This is a genomic window from Couchioplanes caeruleus (assembly GCF_003751945.1).
Classification (GTDB): domain Bacteria; phylum Actinomycetota; class Actinomycetes; order Mycobacteriales; family Micromonosporaceae; genus Actinoplanes; species Actinoplanes caeruleus.
In genome coordinates this window covers 5,660,093-5,675,735 of the sequence record NZ_RJKL01000001.1, presented here as the reverse complement: position 1 = coordinate 5,675,735, position 15,643 = coordinate 5,660,093, and the positions used below count along the sequence as shown (strand labels likewise).

The 15,643-nt window shown below is 70.2% G+C and carries 14 protein-coding genes; 10 read left to right on the top strand and 4 right to left on the bottom strand.

Features of this window, described 5'->3' with window-relative positions:
- Nucleotides 1-69: 69 nt before the first annotated feature.
- The 8 genes from EDD30_RS25385 to EDD30_RS25350 all read left to right on the top strand — a co-directional run bounded on the left by EDD30_RS25385 (nt 70) and on the right by EDD30_RS25350 (nt 10,717).
- A complete protein-coding gene (locus EDD30_RS25385) occupies nt 70-720 on the top strand; it encodes a hotdog family protein (protein ID WP_071807939.1) in 651 nt (216 codons plus the stop codon).
- A 31-nt stretch (nt 721-751) separates the two neighbouring features.
- Entirely contained in the window at nt 752-1,672 is a 921-nt protein-coding gene (locus tag EDD30_RS25380; protein WP_244945398.1) for an ABC transporter ATP-binding protein, read from the top strand.
- Nucleotides 1,669-2,496 carry an ABC transporter permease subunit gene (locus EDD30_RS25375; RefSeq protein ID WP_071807938.1) on the top strand — a complete coding sequence of 276 codons (828 nt, stop codon included), beginning with the start codon at nt 1,669-1,671 and terminating at the stop codon, nt 2,494-2,496. The genes EDD30_RS25380 and EDD30_RS25375 overlap by 4 nt, the downstream gene beginning before the upstream one ends.
- A 165-nt stretch (nt 2,497-2,661) precedes the next feature.
- Nucleotides 2,662-6,399, top strand: a complete 3,738-nt coding sequence (locus EDD30_RS25370) for a multifunctional oxoglutarate decarboxylase/oxoglutarate dehydrogenase thiamine pyrophosphate-binding subunit/dihydrolipoyllysine-residue succinyltransferase subunit (RefSeq protein ID WP_123678869.1) — start codon at nt 2,662-2,664, stop codon at nt 6,397-6,399.
- Between the two features lie 63 nt (nt 6,400-6,462).
- The gene (locus EDD30_RS25365) at nt 6,463-6,642 is read left to right on the top strand and encodes a DUF6104 family protein (RefSeq protein WP_071808697.1); all 180 of its coding nucleotides are present in this window, start codon (nt 6,463-6,465) and stop codon (nt 6,640-6,642) included.
- Nucleotides 6,632-7,360 (top strand): AAA family ATPase, encoded by a 729-nt coding sequence (locus tag EDD30_RS25360; RefSeq protein WP_071808696.1) that lies wholly within the window; start codon nt 6,632-6,634, stop codon nt 7,358-7,360. Before EDD30_RS25365 ends, EDD30_RS25360 begins: the two co-directional genes overlap by 11 nt.
- A 70-nt stretch (nt 7,361-7,430) precedes the next feature.
- Complete coding sequence (gene pta, locus EDD30_RS25355; RefSeq protein WP_211277989.1) at nt 7,431-9,506, top strand: phosphate acetyltransferase; 2,076 nt, start codon at nt 7,431-7,433, stop codon at nt 9,504-9,506.
- Nucleotides 9,503-10,717 (top strand): acetate/propionate family kinase, encoded by a 1,215-nt coding sequence (locus EDD30_RS25350; protein ID WP_071808694.1) that lies wholly within the window; start codon nt 9,503-9,505, stop codon nt 10,715-10,717. Before pta ends, EDD30_RS25350 begins: the two co-directional genes overlap by 4 nt.
- Before the next feature lie 360 nt (nt 10,718-11,077).
- Here the strand turns inward: EDD30_RS25350 and EDD30_RS39325 are convergent, their stop codons facing one another.
- The 4 genes from EDD30_RS39325 to EDD30_RS25330 all read right to left on the bottom strand — a co-directional run bounded on the left by EDD30_RS39325 (nt 11,078) and on the right by EDD30_RS25330 (nt 14,636).
- Entirely contained in the window at nt 11,078-11,245 is a 168-nt protein-coding gene (locus EDD30_RS39325; protein WP_170047634.1) for a hypothetical protein, read from the bottom strand.
- Nucleotides 11,246-11,761: 516 nt separating this feature from the next.
- On the bottom strand, nt 11,762-12,712 hold the full coding sequence (locus tag EDD30_RS25340; protein WP_071808692.1) for a zinc-binding dehydrogenase: 951 nt from the start codon (nt 12,710-12,712) through the stop codon (nt 11,762-11,764).
- A gap of 169 nt (nt 12,713-12,881) precedes the next feature.
- Nucleotides 12,882-14,195 carry an NAD(P)-dependent malic enzyme gene (locus tag EDD30_RS25335; protein WP_394328309.1) on the bottom strand — a complete coding sequence of 438 codons (1,314 nt, stop codon included), beginning with the start codon at nt 14,193-14,195 and terminating at the stop codon, nt 12,882-12,884.
- A gap of 132 nt (nt 14,196-14,327) precedes the next feature.
- Complete coding sequence (locus EDD30_RS25330) at nt 14,328-14,636, bottom strand: S26 family signal peptidase (RefSeq protein WP_071808691.1); 309 nt, start codon at nt 14,634-14,636, stop codon at nt 14,328-14,330.
- 84 nt (nt 14,637-14,720) lie between these two features.
- Here EDD30_RS25330 and sodN point away from each other — a divergent pair, with 84 nt between their 5' ends.
- Nucleotides 14,721-15,125, top strand: a complete 405-nt coding sequence (gene sodN, locus EDD30_RS25325) for a superoxide dismutase, Ni (protein ID WP_071808690.1) — start codon at nt 14,721-14,723, stop codon at nt 15,123-15,125.
- A gap of 53 nt (nt 15,126-15,178) precedes the next feature.
- Nucleotides 15,179-15,622 carry a GNAT family N-acetyltransferase gene (locus EDD30_RS25320; RefSeq protein WP_084557347.1) on the top strand — a complete coding sequence of 148 codons (444 nt, stop codon included), beginning with the start codon at nt 15,179-15,181 and terminating at the stop codon, nt 15,620-15,622.
- The last annotated feature ends 21 nt before the right edge of the window (nt 15,623-15,643 follow it).

Here is a 15,643-nt window from a genome sequence, read left to right as displayed (position 1 = left end):
GGCGCACCGGGAGGCGGCGGATGACCGGTAAGTGAACGCATTGTCGTACCGGCGTGAGATGGTCTGGCCATGCTGATCCCCGCGCGCTTCAACGGTCCGCCCGGTTCCGGCAACGGCGGCTGGTCCGCCGGCACCTTCGCCGTCGAGGCCGGCGCGGGCGCCGACGGCCGGGCTTTCCAGGTCACCCTGCGCGTGCCGCCGCCGCTGGAGACCCCGCTGACTCTCTCCGGGGCCAAGGTGCTCGATCCGGCGGGCACGCTCGTCGCCGAGGTGACGGCGGACGCCGACGCCGGTCCCGGGGTGCCGCCCGCGACGCCCGCCGACGCGGGTCCCTATCCCGGTTTCTCGAACCATCCCTTCCCCGGCTGCTACGTCTGCGGCCCGGAGCACCCCGGCGGCCTGCGCATCTTCCCCGGCCCCCTGCCGGACGGACGGATGGCGGCCGCATGGGAGGTCCCGCCGGACGTCACGGTCGCGACGATGTGGGCGGCGCTCGACTGCCCGGGTGGCTGGTCCGCGCTGCAGACGGGCCGCGTCTTCGTGCTCGGCCGGATCGCGGTGGCGGTCGACGCCCTGCCCGCGCCCGGCGACCGGTGCGTGGTCGTCGGTGCCCCGGTCAGCACGGAGGGACGCAAGGCCGTGGTCGATTCGACCGTGTATGCCCAGGGTGGCACCGCGCTCGCGCGCGCACGGGCTACATGGATTGCCGTCGACCGGTAAGTTGATCTATTCAACGACGGGGAGGATCAACGTGGCGCCAGCCGGCCAAGGGGAGATCGTCGTCTCCCAGCTCACCAAGCAATACAAGAAACTGCGGGCAGTCGACAACCTGTCCTTCACCGTGCGACCCGGCCGGGTGACCGGCTTCCTCGGCCCCAACGGCGCCGGCAAGACCACCACCCTGCGGATGATGCTCGGCCTGGTCCGGCCCACGGCCGGCACCGCCACGTTCTCCGGCGTCCGCTACGCCGACCTTCAGGACCCGATCCGCCACGTCGGCGCGGTCCTCGAGGCGTCCAGCGCGCACAAGGGCCGCACCGGCATCAACCACCTGCGGGTCATCTGTGCCGCCGCGGGACTGCCGAGGGAGGCCGCCGACCAGGCACTCTCCCGAGTCGGGCTGGACTCGGCGGCGAAGCGCAAGTTCAAGGGCTACTCGCTGGGCATGAAGCAGCGGCTGGGCATCGCGGCGGCCCTTCTGGGCAACCCGCGCGTGCTGATCCTCGACGAGCCCGCCAACGGCCTCGACCCCGAGGGCATCCGCTGGATGCGCGACCTGCTCAAGTTCCTCGCCTCCGAGGGGCGCACGGTGCTGGTCTCCAGCCACCTGCTCTCCGAGATGCAGCAGCTCGCCGACGACGTCGTGATCATCGCGGCGGGTCAGCTCATCCGGCAGGGTCCGGTCGACGAGGTGCTCGGCTCGATGGCCGGGCTGTCGCAGGTCCGGGTGCGCAGCCCGCGTGCCGCCGACCTGGCCGCGGCGCTCACCGCGCAGCAGGCAGGCGTCACCGCCCTGCCCGACGGCGCCCTGTCGGTGACCGGCCTCGACCCGGCGCGGGTGGGCAACATCGCCTTCACCGCCGGGATCGAGCTGCACGAGCTCACCGGCGAGAAGGCCGACCTGGAACAGGTGTTCCTGCAACTGACGGCCGGAAAGGCGGGCATCCGATGAACCTGGTCCGAGCCGAACTGCTCAAGATCCGCACCACCAACACGTGGTGGATCTTCGGGATCGTCACCCTGGTGCTGTGGGTGCTCGCCGTGCTCTACAACTGGGGCGAGAGCTACTCGCTGCAGCAGATGACCGCAGGCGAGGGGGTGGAAGGCGACGGAGCCGCCCAGATCGTGGCGGCCGCCGAACCCGTGAACATCGCCAGCACCCTCTACACCAGCGGGCAGTTCATGGGACTGCTGATGGTGCTCATGCTCGCCACGATCGTGGTGACCAACGAGTACTTCCACCAGACCGCGACCACCACGTTCCTGCTGACCCCGCGTCGCGAGGCGGTGATCCTGGCGAAGCTGGTCGCGTCCGTCATCCTCGGATCGATCTTCTGGCTGGTCACCACGCTCCTCAACCTGGTCGCCGCTCCGATCGTGCTGGGCCTGCTCAAGGTCGATGTCCAGCTCGGCGAGCCGGCGGTGTGGCGGGCGATCGGGCTCAACGCGCTGGCGTACGCGCTCTGGGCGATCCTCGGCGTGGGCGCCGGCGTCCTGATCCGCAGCCAGCTCGGCGCGACGATCACCCTGAGCTCGGTGTATGTGATCGGCACCTTCGGGGCCTCGCTCCTCTTCCTCCTGCTGGTCTCGCGGTTCGGCGAGGGGATCGGCAAGCTCCAGGTCCTCGTCCCGACCATGGCATCCGATCTGATGGTGTCCGGCACGGAGATGCCCGGCAATCCGCCGCGGTGGGTGGGTGCGGCGATCCTGATCGGCTACGCCCTGCTCGCAGGCGGGTTCGGCACCTGGATCGCGAAGCGGCGCGACGTCACCTGACGTATCCGCCGGGTCACACTGACCACTTCTGCCTCATACCGTAGGTCACAGTCCGGACGTCCGAACGGTTACGCCGAAGCCACGGCGTAGCCTTGACGCCGAATCCTTCGTGCTCTGTGACGAACGTCGCGTGCTGACAACATGGTGAAAGAGGCGAACACGGAAGTGTCGACCCAGCAGACTTCGCATGAGAATCCACTCGCGGACTTCGGTCCCAACGAGTGGATCGTCGACGAGATGTACCAGCGGTATCTGGCCGACCCCACGAGCGTCGACCCCGCCTGGCACGACTTCTTCGCCGACTACAAGCCGGCCACGGCGGCGGGCTCGATCGCGACGCCTGACGAGGCCACGGCCGCCAACGCGAAGGCCACCGCCGCCAAGGCCGGCACCGACGCACCCGCCGCCGCGACGGTCGCGCCCGAGAAGCCGACCGTCCCGGCGGCGCCGGCCGCGGCTCCGGCGCCCGCCCCCGCGGCGGCGCCGGCCGCGACGAAGGCCGCCCCGGCGCCCGCCAAGGCCGCCGCCAACGGCAACGTCCCGGCCGACGCGAAGGTGACCACGCTGCGCGGCGTCGCCGCCAAGATCGTGCAGAACATGGGCGCCTCCCTCGAGGTGCCGACCGCCACCTCGGTGCGCGCCGTGCCGGCCAAGCTGCTGGTGGACAACCGCATCGTCATCAACAACCACCTGGCCCGGGGCCGCGGTGGCAAGGTGAGCTTCACCCACCTCATCGGCTGGGCGCTGGTCCGCTCGGTCATGGCCCACCCGGAGATGAACAACTCCTTCGCCGAGGTCGACGGCAAGCCCACCCTCGTGCAGCCGGAGCACATCAACCTCGGCATCGCCATCGACCTCGTCAAGAAGGACGGCTCGCGCACGCTCGTCGTGCCCTCGGTCAAGAACTGCGAGCAGCTCGACTTCCGGCAGTTCTGGCAGGCGTACGAGGACATCGTCCGGCGCGCCCGCCGCAACGAGCTGACCATGGACGACTACGCCGGGACGACGATCTCGCTGACCAACCCCGGCGGCATCGGCACCGTGCACTCCATCCCGCGGCTGATGACCGGCCAGAGCGCGATCATCGGCGTGGGCGCGATGGAGTACCCCGCTCCGTACTCGGGCATGTCCGACGAGACCCTCACCGAGCACGGCGTCAGCAAGGTCACCACGCTGACCAGCACCTACGACCACCGGGTCATCCAGGGCGCGCAGTCCGGCGAGTTCCTCAAGTCGATGCACGAGTTCCTGCTCGGCGAGCACTCGTTCTACGACGACATCTTCACCTCGCTGCGGATTCCGTACGAGCCCGTGCGCTGGGTGCGCGACGTCGCCCGGACCTCCGAGGGGCAGATCGACAAGGCCGCGCGGGTGGTCGAGCTGATCCACGCGTACCGGGTGCGCGGGCACCTCATGGCCGACACCGACCCGCTCGAGTTCAAGATCCGCCGGCACCCCGACCTGGACGTGCTCCAGCACGGGCTGACCCTGTGGGACCTCGACCGGACCTTCCCGGTGGGCGGCTTCGGCGGCAAGCAGAAGATGCGGCTGCGCGACGTGCTCGGCGTGCTGCGCGACACGTACTGCCGCCGGGTCGGCATCGAGTACATGCACATCCAGGGCCCCGAGGAGCGGCGCTGGATCCAGGACCGGATCGAGATCAAGTACACCAAGCCGAACCAGGACGAGCAGAAGCACGTCCTCAACCGGCTCAACGCCGCCGAGGCGTTCGAGACCTTCCTGCAGACCAAGTACGTCGGGCAGAAGCGCTTCTCGCTCGAGGGCGGCGAGTCGCTGATCCCGCTGCTCGACGCCGTCCTGCAGTCCTCGGCCGAGGCGGGCCTCGACGAGATGGTCATCGGCATGGCCCACCGCGGCCGGCTCAACGTGCTCGCGAACATCGTCGGCAAACCGTACGAGAAAATCTTCAACGAGTTCGAGGGTCAGATGGACCCGAAGTCGGCGCACGGCTCGGGCGACGTGAAGTACCACCTCGGCCAGACGGGCAAGTACACGACGCCCGACGGCGAGAACTCCACCACCGTCAGCGTGGTCGCCAACCCGTCCCACCTCGAGGCCGTCGACCCGGTGCTCGAGGGCATCGTCCGCGCCAAGCAGGACCGCCTCGACCTGGGCCTGCACGGCTACACGGTGCTGCCGGTGCTGGTGCACGGCGACGCCGCGTTCGCCGGTCAGGGCGTCGTGGCCGAGACGCTGAACCTCTCCCAGCTGCGTGGCTACCGCACCGGCGGCACGGTCCACGTCGTGGTCAACAACCAGGTCGGCTTCACCACCGCCCCGGAGTACAGCCGCTCGTCGCTCTACTCGACCGACGTGGCCCGCATGATCCAGGCGCCCATCTTCCACGTGAACGGCGACGACCCCGAGGCCGTCGTCCGCGTCGCCAAGCTGGCCTTCGAATACCGTCAGGCGTTCAACAAGGACGTCGTCATCGACCTCGTCTGCTACCGCCGCCGCGGCCACAACGAGGGCGACGACCCGTCGATGACCAACCCGCGGATGTACCAGATCATCGACACCAAGCGCTCGGTCCGCAAGCTCTACACCGAGGAGCTGATCGGCCGCGGCGACATCACCGTGGACGACGCCCAGGAGCAACTCCGCGACTACCAGTCCCAGCTCGAGAAGGTCTTCAAGGCGACCCGCGACACGGCGGGATCCCCGCCGCGGGTCCGCCCGGCTCCCGGCGACGAGCCGGAGCCCCAGGTGGAGACCGCGGTCGACGCGAGCGTGGTCAAGTCGATCGGCCAGGCGCACATCGAGCTGCCCGAGGGCTTCACCCCGCACAAGCGCGTGCAGCAGCTCCTCGAACGGCGCGCCAAGATGGCCACCGAGGGCGGTATCGACTGGGGCTTCGGCGAGCTGATCGCCTTCGGCTCGCTGCTCACCCAGGGCGTCACCGTCCGGCTCGCCGGCCAGGACTCGCGCCGAGGCACCTTCACCTCCCGGCACGCCTCGATCGTCGACGCCAAGACCGGCGACGACTTCCTGCCGCTGTCCACGCTGGCCACCGGCAACGCCCGCTTCTTCGTCCACGACTCGCTGCTCAGCGAGTACGCGGCCATGGGCTTCGAATACGGCTACTCGGTGGAGAACCCCGACGCGCTGGTCCTCTGGGAGGCCCAGTTCGGCGACTTCGTCAACGGCGCCCAGTCGATCGTCGACGAGTTCATCTCCTCCGGCGAGGTGAAGTGGGGCCAGCAGTCGTCGCTGGTGCTGCTGCTCCCGCACGGCCAGGAGGGCCAGGGCCCGGACCACTCGTCCGGCCGTCCGGAGCGGTTCCTACAGCTCTGCGCGCAGGACAACATGCGGGTGGCCAACCCGACCACCCCGGCCAACTACTTCCACCTGCTGCGCCGCCAGGCGCTGTCCACCAAGCGCAAGCCGCTGGTGGTCTTCTCGCCCAAGTCCCTGCTGCGCCACAAGCTCGCGGTGTCGTCGGTCTCCGACTTCACCAACGGCACGTTCCAGCCGGTGCTGGGCGACGCCGGGATCAACGGCACGCCGCTGGACGCCTCGGCGGTCAAGCGGGTCCTGCTCTGCTCGGGCAAGGTCTACTACGACCTGTTCCAGGCCCGTGCCGAGCGCGGCATCACCGATACGGCGATCATCCGGATGGAGCAGATCCACCCGCTGCCCGTCGAGGAGCTCAAGGCCGTGCTCAACCAGTTCCCCGAGGCCGAGGACTTCGCCTGGGTGCAGGAGGAGCCGGCCAACCAGGGCGCCTGGTCCTTCGTGGCGCTCAACCTCCTGGAGCATCTCGAGGGCGTACGCCTGCGCCGCATCTCCCGCCCGGCGGCGGCCGCACCCGCGGTCGGCTCGGCGAAGATGCACGAGGCCGAGCAGTCGGCCCTGATCGAGGCGGCGCTCCCCCGCCCCTGACGCACCGCCCATGAGCAGCGCCCCGTCGGTCACCGGCGGGGCGCTGCTGCATAGGATCCGGACATGTACTTCACCGATCGAGGCATCGAGGAACTGGTCGAGCGGCGCGGCGAGGAGACCGTGACCCTCGAGTGGGTGGCCGAGCAGTTGCGGACGTTCGTCGACGTCAACCCCGAGTTCGAGACGCCGATCGAGCGGTTCGCCACCTGGCTGGCCCGCGACGACGAGGACGATGAGGAGTAGCCCGCTTCCGGACCGGCCCGTCCGCCGGATCGAGCGGGACCCGCAGGCGGAGGTCGACCGGACCGCATGGTGGGCGACGATACCCGCGGTCGCGGCGCTGCTCGACCACGGCCTGAACATCCCGGCCGGAGTCACCTTCCTGGTGGGCGAGAACGGCTCCGGCAAGTCGACGCTCATCGAGGCGCTGGCCGTCGCCCACGGCCTCAACCCGGAGGGCGGCTCACGCTCCGTCCGCCACCGCAGCCGGGTCACCGAGGCGCCGCTGGGCGAGGCGCTGAAGGTGGTCCGCACTCCCGGGCGGCGGCCCAACGCGTACTTCCTGCGCGCCGAGACGATGCACGGGCTGTACACGTACCTGGAGAATCTGCCGGGGTCGCCGGACGGCGACCTGCACGACCGCAGCCACGGCGAGGGCTTCGTGGAGCTGCTCTCCCGCAAATTCCACGGGTACGGCTTCTACCTGATGGACGAGCCCGAGGCGCCGCTGTCGTTCACGTCGACGCTCGGCCTGCTCGCCCGGCTCGAGGCGATGCGCTCGGACGGGGCACAGGTCGTGGTCGCGACCCACTCTCCCCTGCTCACCGCCCTGCCCGGCGCGACGATCCTGGAGCTGGGCGAGCACGGCATCCGGCGCACGAGCTGGAACGACCTCGAGGTCGTGGCGCACTGGCGACGCTTCCTCGACAACCCCGGCGGCTACCTCCGCGAGCTGCGCTGAGGTCGCCCCGATCCCGCAGTTGTCCACAGGGTCGCGCGACGCTCGGCGCGATCGTGGCCGGGCCGGTACGTTGAGGCTTGTGGCAAGCAGCGTCTACGTCGCCGGGCTCGGTCCCTCGGTCGGTAAGGGAACGGTCGCCCTCGGGGTGGTCGAGCTGTTGTCCCGGCAGGTCGCGCGCATCGGCGTGTTCCGCCCGCTGGTCTCCGGCTCCGGCAAGGACCCCCTGCTCACGCTGCTGATCAGCCGCTATCCGATCGCCACCGGATATGACGACTCCTACGGCGTCACCGTGACCGAGGCGGCCGCCCTGGTCGCGGACGGCCGGCGCGAGGAGCTCGTCTCCCGCATCGTCGAGCGCTACCGAGCGGTCGAGCGGGAGTGCGGCTCGGTCGTGGTGATCGGCAGCGACTTCGCCGACGGGCAGGACGAGGGCCACGACGAGCTGCCGCGTGAGCTGGCATTCAACGCCCGGCTTGCCACCGAGTTCGGCAGCGTCGTCCTTCCCGTCGTCAGTGGTCAGGGGCGGCGGGGCGATCTCGGGGCGGCCGTGCGGTCGGCGTACCACTCGCTCGTCGATCTCCATGCGACGGTGCCGGCGGTGATCGCCAATCGGGTGCCCGCCGGGGTGGAGGCCCCGGACGGCCTGGCCGTGCCGGTCTGGGCCATCCCCGAGATGCCGGCCGTCGCGGCACCGACCGTGGCCGAGGTCGCCGCAGCCCTCGACGCGACGGTGGTGACCGGCAACGAGGACGCGCTCGACCGCGACGTTCTCGACTATGTCGTCGGGGCGGCCCACGTGCCCGCCCTGCTCGACCACCTCACCGACGGGGCGCTGGTGATCACCCCGGGCGACCGGGCCGACCTGCTGGTCGCGGCGAGCGCCGCACACGCCGCCGGCAACGTCACCCTCGCCGGGTTGGTGCTGACCCTCGGCGAGTTTCCCGACCCGCGCGCGGTGCGGGTCATCGAGCGGCTCAACACCGGCCTGGCGATGCTGGTCGTGCAGACCGACAGCTACCACACGATCAATGCCGCCGGCCGGATCCAGGCCCGGCTCAGCACCGTCACCCCGCGCAAGGTCGAGGCGGCGCTCGGCGCGTTCGAGGAGCACGTCGACACCGCCGAGCTCGACCGGCTGCTCGACGTCACCCGGTCCAGCCGGGTCACCCCGCTGATGTTCGAGAACGACCTGATCGACCGGGCCCGCGCCGACCGCCGCCACCTGGTGCTGCCCGAGGGCGCCGACGAGCGCATCCTGCGCGCCACGGAGACCCTGCTGCGCCGCGGCGTCGCCGACCTCACCCTCCTCGGCGACCCGGCCGAGATCACCCGGCGGGCCCGCGAGCTGGGCGTCGAGGTCGGCGCCGCCCGCCTGGTCGACCCGGCCACCAGCGCCTGGCGCGACACCTTCGCCGAGCGCTACGCCGAGCTGCGCAAGCACAAGGCCGTCACGCTCGATCTGGCGTATGACGTGGTCCGCGACGTCAACTACTTCGGCACGATGATGGTCGCGGCCGGCCTCGCCGACGGCATGGTCTCCGGCGCCACCCACACCACCGCCGCCACGATCCGCCCCGCCTTCGAAATCATCAAGACGGTCCCCGGCCTCACGGTCGCGTCGAGCGTCTTCTTCATGCTGCTCGCCGACCGCGTCCTCGTGTACGGCGACTGCGCCGTCAACCCGGACCCGGACGCCGCCCAGCTCGCCGACATCGCCCTGTGCTCGGCCCAGACCGCGGCGGCGTTCGGCATCGAGCCCCGGGTGGCGATGCTGTCGTATTCCACGGGCAGCTCCGGCGCGGGCGCCGACGTCGAAAAGGTCGCCGCGGCCACCGCCCTGGTCCGCGAACGCCGCCCGGACCTGCCGGTCGAGGGCCCGATCCAGTACGACGCGGCCATCGACCCGGCGGTCGCCGCGACGAAGCTCCCCGACAGCCCGGTGGCGGGCAAGGCGACGGTGTTCGTCTTCCCCGACCTCAACACGGGCAACAACACCTACAAGGCCGTCCAACGCTCGGCCGACGCGGTCGCGGTGGGCCCGGTCATGCAGGGCCTCCGCCGCCCGGTCAACGACCTCTCCCGAGGCGCGACGGTGAAGGACATCGTCAACACCGTGGCCATCACGGCGATCCAGGCCCGGTCATGAAGATCCTCGTCCTGAACTGCGGCTCGTCCTCGGTGAAATACCGCCTCTTCGACGACCCCCCACCCGCCGCCAGCGCGGCGTCCCCCTCTCTTGACGCGACGCCATCCGTCACTGGCCTGGGGTCCTCTGACCCCGGCGCTGAGCCGGCCGTCTTCCGCGGGATGCCGGCGACCTTGGCCAAGGGGCTGATCGAGCGCATCGGCGAGGCCGGTGGAGACGCCGCCGACCACACCGCCGCCCTGCAACAGGTCATGGAGTCCATCGACCTCTCGAACCTCGGCGCGATCGGTCACCGAGTGGTACACGGCGGCAGCCTCTTCAGCAGCGCGACGCTCATCGACGACGAAGTGGTGGAGACGATCGAGCGTCTGGTGCCCCTCGCGCCCCTGCACAACCCGGCAGCCCTGAGTGGCATCGCGGTCGCGCGCAAGCTGCTGCCCGACGTTCCCCAGGTCGCCGTCTTCGACACGGCGTTCCACCAGACCATCGCGCCGGAGGGCGTCACCTACGCGATCGATGCCGGCCTGGCCGCCGACTGGCAGATCCGGCGCTACGGCTTCCACGGGACGTCCCACGCGTACGTGGCCCGCGAAACGGCGGCCCTCCTCGGCCGGCCGGCGGAGGAGATCAACGTGATCACCCTCCACCTCGGCAACGGCGCCAGCGCCTGCGCGGTCCAGGGCGGCCGCAGCGTGGCCACCTCCATGGGCATGTCACCGCAGTCGGGCCTCGTGATGGGCACCCGCAGCGGCGACATCGACCCCACGGTGATCTTCCACCTGCATCGGGTAGCGGGCCTGCCGATCGAAGAGATCGAACGCTCCCTGACCCGCTCCGCAGGTCTGCAGGGCCTGACCGGTGCCAACGACATGCGCGAAATCCAACGCCGCCGCGACGAGGGCGACCCGGCAGCCACCCTGGCCTTCGCCGTCTACTGCCGCCGCATCAAGGAACACGTCGGCGCCTACCTCGCCCTCCTCGGGCACACCGACGCAATCACCTTCACCGCCGGCGTAGGCGAAAACTCCCCGGCCGTCCGGTCCGCGGCCTTGCAAGGCCTGTCCACGCTCGGCATCGAGATCGACGAAGCCCGCAACAACCGCGGAGACCGAATAGTCTCCCCGGACGCAGCCCGGGTCGCGGTCTGCGTAGTGCCCACAGATGAGGAACTCGAGATAGCCGAAGAAACAAGAAAGGCCCTGGGCGCCTAGCCCTGGAACCACCATGCCCGGCCCAACGCGCGAGCATCGAAACCGGCCCACCCGCGAACACCCTGACCGACTTCCCAGACCGACGCGCGAACATCGGCGGCCGACCGTCCGGGCTAGCGCGCAGAGCATTGCGGTCGAACGCCCGTTATGGCCCATGAACGCCGTGGCCGACCGCTAGGAAGAGCGCACGCATACCGTGGCTTAACGCTCCGAATCAGCGCATGAACGCGTGGCCCACTGGCCCTCAGCGCACGGTGAGCGGGCCTCTCAGCAAAGATACGGCCGCGATCCGCGGCTGTATCCGGCTGCCCGGTTTCCGGCGCACCAGGGACGCGGCCGCCGGGAAGTCCAAACCGGCTGTCAGCCGAGAGCGAGCCAGGCGATGAGGGCGACCAGGACAACCGCCACCGTGGCGACACCCAGGATCAGCGGCGTCTTCGAGGCCGCCGCGGGCTCCTCGGGGGCATTCTGCGTGAAGGCGCGGAACGCCTCGGTGTTGCCGCTCGGGTCGACGCTGTTGTCAGACATGCGGACGACCATAGCGAAGCCCCACGTCTCCGATCCAGGCCTACCCGGCCCCCTACCAGGGCGTTCGACGAAGCATCCGGAATTTCACCCTCTCGTGGGAGTGTCCAGCCGCGCCGATTTGCCCCATCCCGCCGCCCCGCGAGCCCAGGGCATGACGCGGTGTACCCAGACCTCCACCGTCGAGTGACATTCCCGGCGTCCGCTGCCCGAGACACGAGGCGGCCATGAACGTGATCACACCCGAGCGCTGAAATCCAGGCGCCACGTCGCCCGGACAGCACGCCGACGAGGCGCCGTGTAGCTCACCCGAACCCGCTGAGCCCGCTCGGGCAGCACGCCGACAAGGCGCCGCATCGCTCGGGCAGCCTCGCTGAGCCGCTCGGCCGACCCGCCAACACAACGCCGTATCACTCAGGCAACCCGCAGAGCCGCTCGGCCGACCCGCCAACACAACGCCGCATCACTCGGGCAGCGCGCCGACGAGGCGTCCCGTCGCTCGCGTGTGGGTTGCGCCTCTCAGTGGAGGTGGTCGATTGCCACCTTGCCGAATACCTCGCCGGAGTGGAGGCGGGCGAAGGCGTCCGCCACGGCGGTGAAGCCGTAGGTCGAGTCGATGATGGGGCGGATGTCCCCGGCGACGCAGAGCTTCAGCAGGGCGGCGAGTTCGTCGGCTGTGCCCATGGTGCTGCCCAGGATTTCGAGCTGCATCATGAAGACGCGGCGGAGGTCGACCTTCGGGAAAGGGCCGCCGGTTGCGCCGCAGACCACGATGCGGGCGCCGGGGGCCGCGCATTTCAGGGAGTGCTCGAAGGTGGGGGCGCCGACCGACTCGATGACCACGCCGACGCGTTCGGGGAGGCGGGCTCCGGGTTCGACCGCGGTGGCGCCCAGGTCGGCGATCTTCTCGCGCTTGCCGGGATCGCGGCTGGTCGCGTACACCCGCTTGCCGAGGGCCGCGGCCAGGACCACGGCCGCGGTGGCCACTCCGCCGCCTGCGCCCTGGACCAGGACCGCCTCGGTTTCGGCGATGCGGCCGCGGGTCGTGAGCATGTGGTACGCCGTGAGCCACGCCGTCGGGAGGCATGCCGCGTCGAGGAACGAGAGGCCCGCGGGCTTGGGCACGAGGTTCGCCGCCGGCACGGCCACGCGCTCGGCGAGCGTGCCCGGCCAGCGCTCCGACAGCAGCGAGAAGCCGCGCGGGTCCTGCGGGTCGTCGACGACCGGATAGACGACGACCTCGTTGCCCTGTGCGTCCACGCCGGACGCGTCGCAGCCCAGGATCATCGGTAGCCGGTCGGCGGGCAGGCCCACCCCTCGCAGCGACCAGATCTCGTGGTGGTTGAGCGAGCTGGCCCGGACGTCGACCGTCACCCATCCGTCGGGTGGCGACGGCTCGGGCAGGTCGCCGACGGTGAGGGCGGCGAGGGGCTCGTCCGGCTTCGTGGCACTGGCGTAGGCGGCGCGCATGCCGAGAACGCTAGTCACCGCCTCGATGGCACGCCACCCACCACGCTCCCCCTGTGGATAACAGCACGCAAGCGACCGGCACCCAGCGACGAACGAAAGGGCCGGCACCACGAACCGCGGTGCCGGCCCCAGAACAGCCAGCCGAAGGAGAGTCAGCCGAAACCAGACGTCAGGACTGGGCCGAACCCACCGCCACCGCCACGGACAGAGCAGGCGAGGAGGAGGAAGGCGAGGAAGGCGAAGGAGAAGACGAAGAGGAGGAGGACGAAGTCGGCGACGGAGCCGCCGTCCGCAACCGCGCCACGCCGTCCCGCTCCGCCGCCTGCGCCACCGCCGCCGCCACCGCCGGGGCCACCCGCGGGTCCAGCGCCGACGGCACGATCGCGTCCGCGCGCAGGTCGTCGGAGACCACCTCGGCGATGGCCTCCGCCGCCGCGACCTTCATCCGTTCTGTGATCCGCGTGGCGCGCGCGTCGAGCGCCCCGCGGAAGATGCCCGGGAACGCCAGCACGTTGTTGATCTGGTTGGGGAAGTCGCTGCGGCCGGTGGCCACGATCGCCGCGTACTTGTGGGCGATCGCGGGCGGCACCTCGGGCGTGGGGTTGGCCAGCGCGAAGATGATGCCGTTCGGGGCCATCCCGGCCAGTGCCTCCTCGGCGATGGCACCGCCGGACACCCCGATGAGGACATCGGCGCCGATCAGCGCCTCCTTGATTCCTCCCGTACGCCCGGAGTAGTTCGTCTTCTCCGCGAGCGCCGCCTTCACGCCGGTGAGCCCGGGCCGTTCGGCGTGGATGATGCCCCGCGAGTCGCAGACGATCGTGTTGGCGCCCTGGACGCCGGCGGCGATCAGCGTGTCGGTGATGGCCACGCCCGCCGCGCCCGCCCCGCTCACCACGACCCGCAGGTCGGCGAAGCGGCGTCCGAGCAGCGTGACCGCGTTGCGCAGCGCGGCGAGCACGACGATCGCCGTACCGTGCTGATCGTCGTGGAAGACGGGGATGTCGAGGGCCTCGTCGAGGCGACGCTCGATCTCGAAGCAGCGGGGCGCGCTGATGTCCTCGAGGTTGATGCCGCCGAACGAGGGGCCGAGTGCCTTGACCACGGCGATGATGCCCTCGACGTCCTGCGTGTCGAGGCAGATCGGCACGGCGTCGACGCCGCCGAACTGCTTGAACAGCACGGCCTTGCCCTCCATGACCGGCATGGCGGCCTTGGGTCCGATGTTGCCGAGGCCCAGGACCGCCGAGCCGTCGCTGACGACGGCGACCGTGTTGCCGGCCCAGGTGTAGTCGTGGTGCAGGTTCTCGTCGTCGGCGATGGCGGTGCAGACCCGGGCGACGCCCGGCGTGTACGCCAGCGACAGGTCGTCGCGGCTGGCCAGCGGAACCGTGGCGGAGATCGTCATCTTGCCCCGCTTGTGCAGGTCGAAGACGGGGTCGGCGGCCAGCGCGGGATCGAGCTCGAAACTGAAGAAGGACACGGAGACTCCAGACACGCATCAGTACGTCGGTGGTGCCAGCCGGCCCTGAGCGCGAGTGTGCGCGGACCGACGTGCGATGCGGGGATCACCCGGTGAAGCAACCACACTCTGGTGTGTTGTGGTTACCGGACATTAACTTAGCCGACCCGGTCGAGGCCAGTACCGAAACATCACACGTCCGATGACATCCGCCACCCCGTACGCCCGTGAGTCGTCGGTCACGAACTCGTTGTCCCCGCGTACCCACCAACCCTGGTCCTGGGCCCGGATCGCGCGCTTGACGACCAGCAGGCCGGGTCGCGAGCGGAAGCGCGCGACCACGATGTCGCCCTCCCGGACGCGCCGCGTCCGCCACACCACCAGGGCGTCTCCCGAGCGCAGGATGGGTGCCATGGAAGGCCCTTGCACAAGTACGGCGAAGAGCGGCAGTTGCAATCTCATGGCATCAATCCCGCATGGAGTATGGCTCGGGGTGTAAGGGGTAGTGTCAGCACCGGATCATCGCAAACTCATGGAGGGGTCCCGATGCGACTTCCGCGTATCTTCACGCCGCGCACTGTTGTCAGCGCGCACTGCGACCTGCCCTGTGGGGTCTACGACCCCGCTCAGGCTCGCATCGAGGCGGAGTCGGTGAAGGCCATCGCCGAGAAGTACCAGGCGAACACCGACCCCGAGTTCCGTACCCGTGCCATCCAGATCAAGGAGCAGCGGGCTGACCTGGTCAAGCACCACCTGTGGGTGCTCTGGACGGACTACTTCAAGGCTCCCCACTTCGAGAAGTACCCGCACCTGAACCAGCTCTTCAACGAGGCCACCAAGCTCGCGGGCGCGTCCGGGGCCAAGGGTTCCATGGACCCGGCCGTCGGCGAGCAGTTGCTGGCGAAGATCGAGGAGATCTCCAAGATCTTCTGGGAGACCAAGCAGGCGTGAGCGCCGCCCGCATTCGGCCGGTACGTCCCGAGGACGTGCCGGCCGTTGTGGCAATGGTGCACGAGCTGGCCGATTTCGAACGCGAGCCGCAGTCGTGCCACCTGACCACGGAACAGCTCGACGCGGCCCTCTTCGGTGACCGGCCGGGCCTCTTCGGGCATGTGGCGGTCGACGAGGACGACGCTCCTTACGGCGTGGCCCTCTGGTTCCTCAACTTCTCGACGTGGGAAGGCGTCCACGGGATCTATCTCGAAGATCTGTACGTGCGCCCCGGACACCGCGGCACCGGCGCGGGCGCCGCCCTGCTGGCCGAGCTGGCCCGCATCTGCGTCGAGCGGGGGTACCGGCGCCTCGAGTGGGTGATGCTCGACTGGAACCCGGCGGCCGACTTCTACGCCGCGATCGGCGCCGCCGCCAGCAACGGCTGGGTCCCCTACCGGCTGACCGGCGCCCCCCTGGGCCGACTCGCCGAGCGCGCCTCACCCGTCAGGCGCTAGAGTCTCGACCATCGGGAGGAT

What these genes read in the sequence shown, in the direction of transcription:
- sodN (WP_071808690.1), top strand. Translation starts at nt 14,721, where the DNA reads ATGCGACTTCCGCGTATCTTCACGCCGCGCACTGTTGTCAGCGCGCAC.
- EDD30_RS25385 (WP_071807939.1), top strand. Translation starts at nt 70, where the DNA reads ATGCTGATCCCCGCGCGCTTCAACGGTCCGCCCGGTTCCGGCAACGGC.
- EDD30_RS25330 (WP_071808691.1), bottom strand. Translation starts at nt 14,636, where the DNA reads ATGAGATTGCAACTGCCGCTCTTCGCCGTACTTGTGCAAGGGCCTTCC.
- EDD30_RS25360 (WP_071808696.1), top strand. Translation starts at nt 6,632, where the DNA reads ATGAGGAGTAGCCCGCTTCCGGACCGGCCCGTCCGCCGGATCGAGCGG.
- EDD30_RS25350 (WP_071808694.1), top strand. Translation starts at nt 9,503, where the DNA reads ATGAAGATCCTCGTCCTGAACTGCGGCTCGTCCTCGGTGAAATACCGC.
- EDD30_RS25320 (WP_084557347.1), top strand. Translation starts at nt 15,179, where the DNA reads ATGGTGCACGAGCTGGCCGATTTCGAACGCGAGCCGCAGTCGTGCCAC.
- EDD30_RS39325 (WP_170047634.1), bottom strand. Translation starts at nt 11,245, where the DNA reads ATGTCTGACAACAGCGTCGACCCGAGCGGCAACACCGAGGCGTTCCGC.
- EDD30_RS25365 (WP_071808697.1), top strand. Translation starts at nt 6,463, where the DNA reads ATGTACTTCACCGATCGAGGCATCGAGGAACTGGTCGAGCGGCGCGGC.
- EDD30_RS25375 (WP_071807938.1), top strand. Translation starts at nt 1,669, where the DNA reads ATGAACCTGGTCCGAGCCGAACTGCTCAAGATCCGCACCACCAACACG.
- EDD30_RS25340 (WP_071808692.1), bottom strand. Translation starts at nt 12,712, where the DNA reads ATGCGCGCCGCCTACGCCAGTGCCACGAAGCCGGACGAGCCCCTCGCC.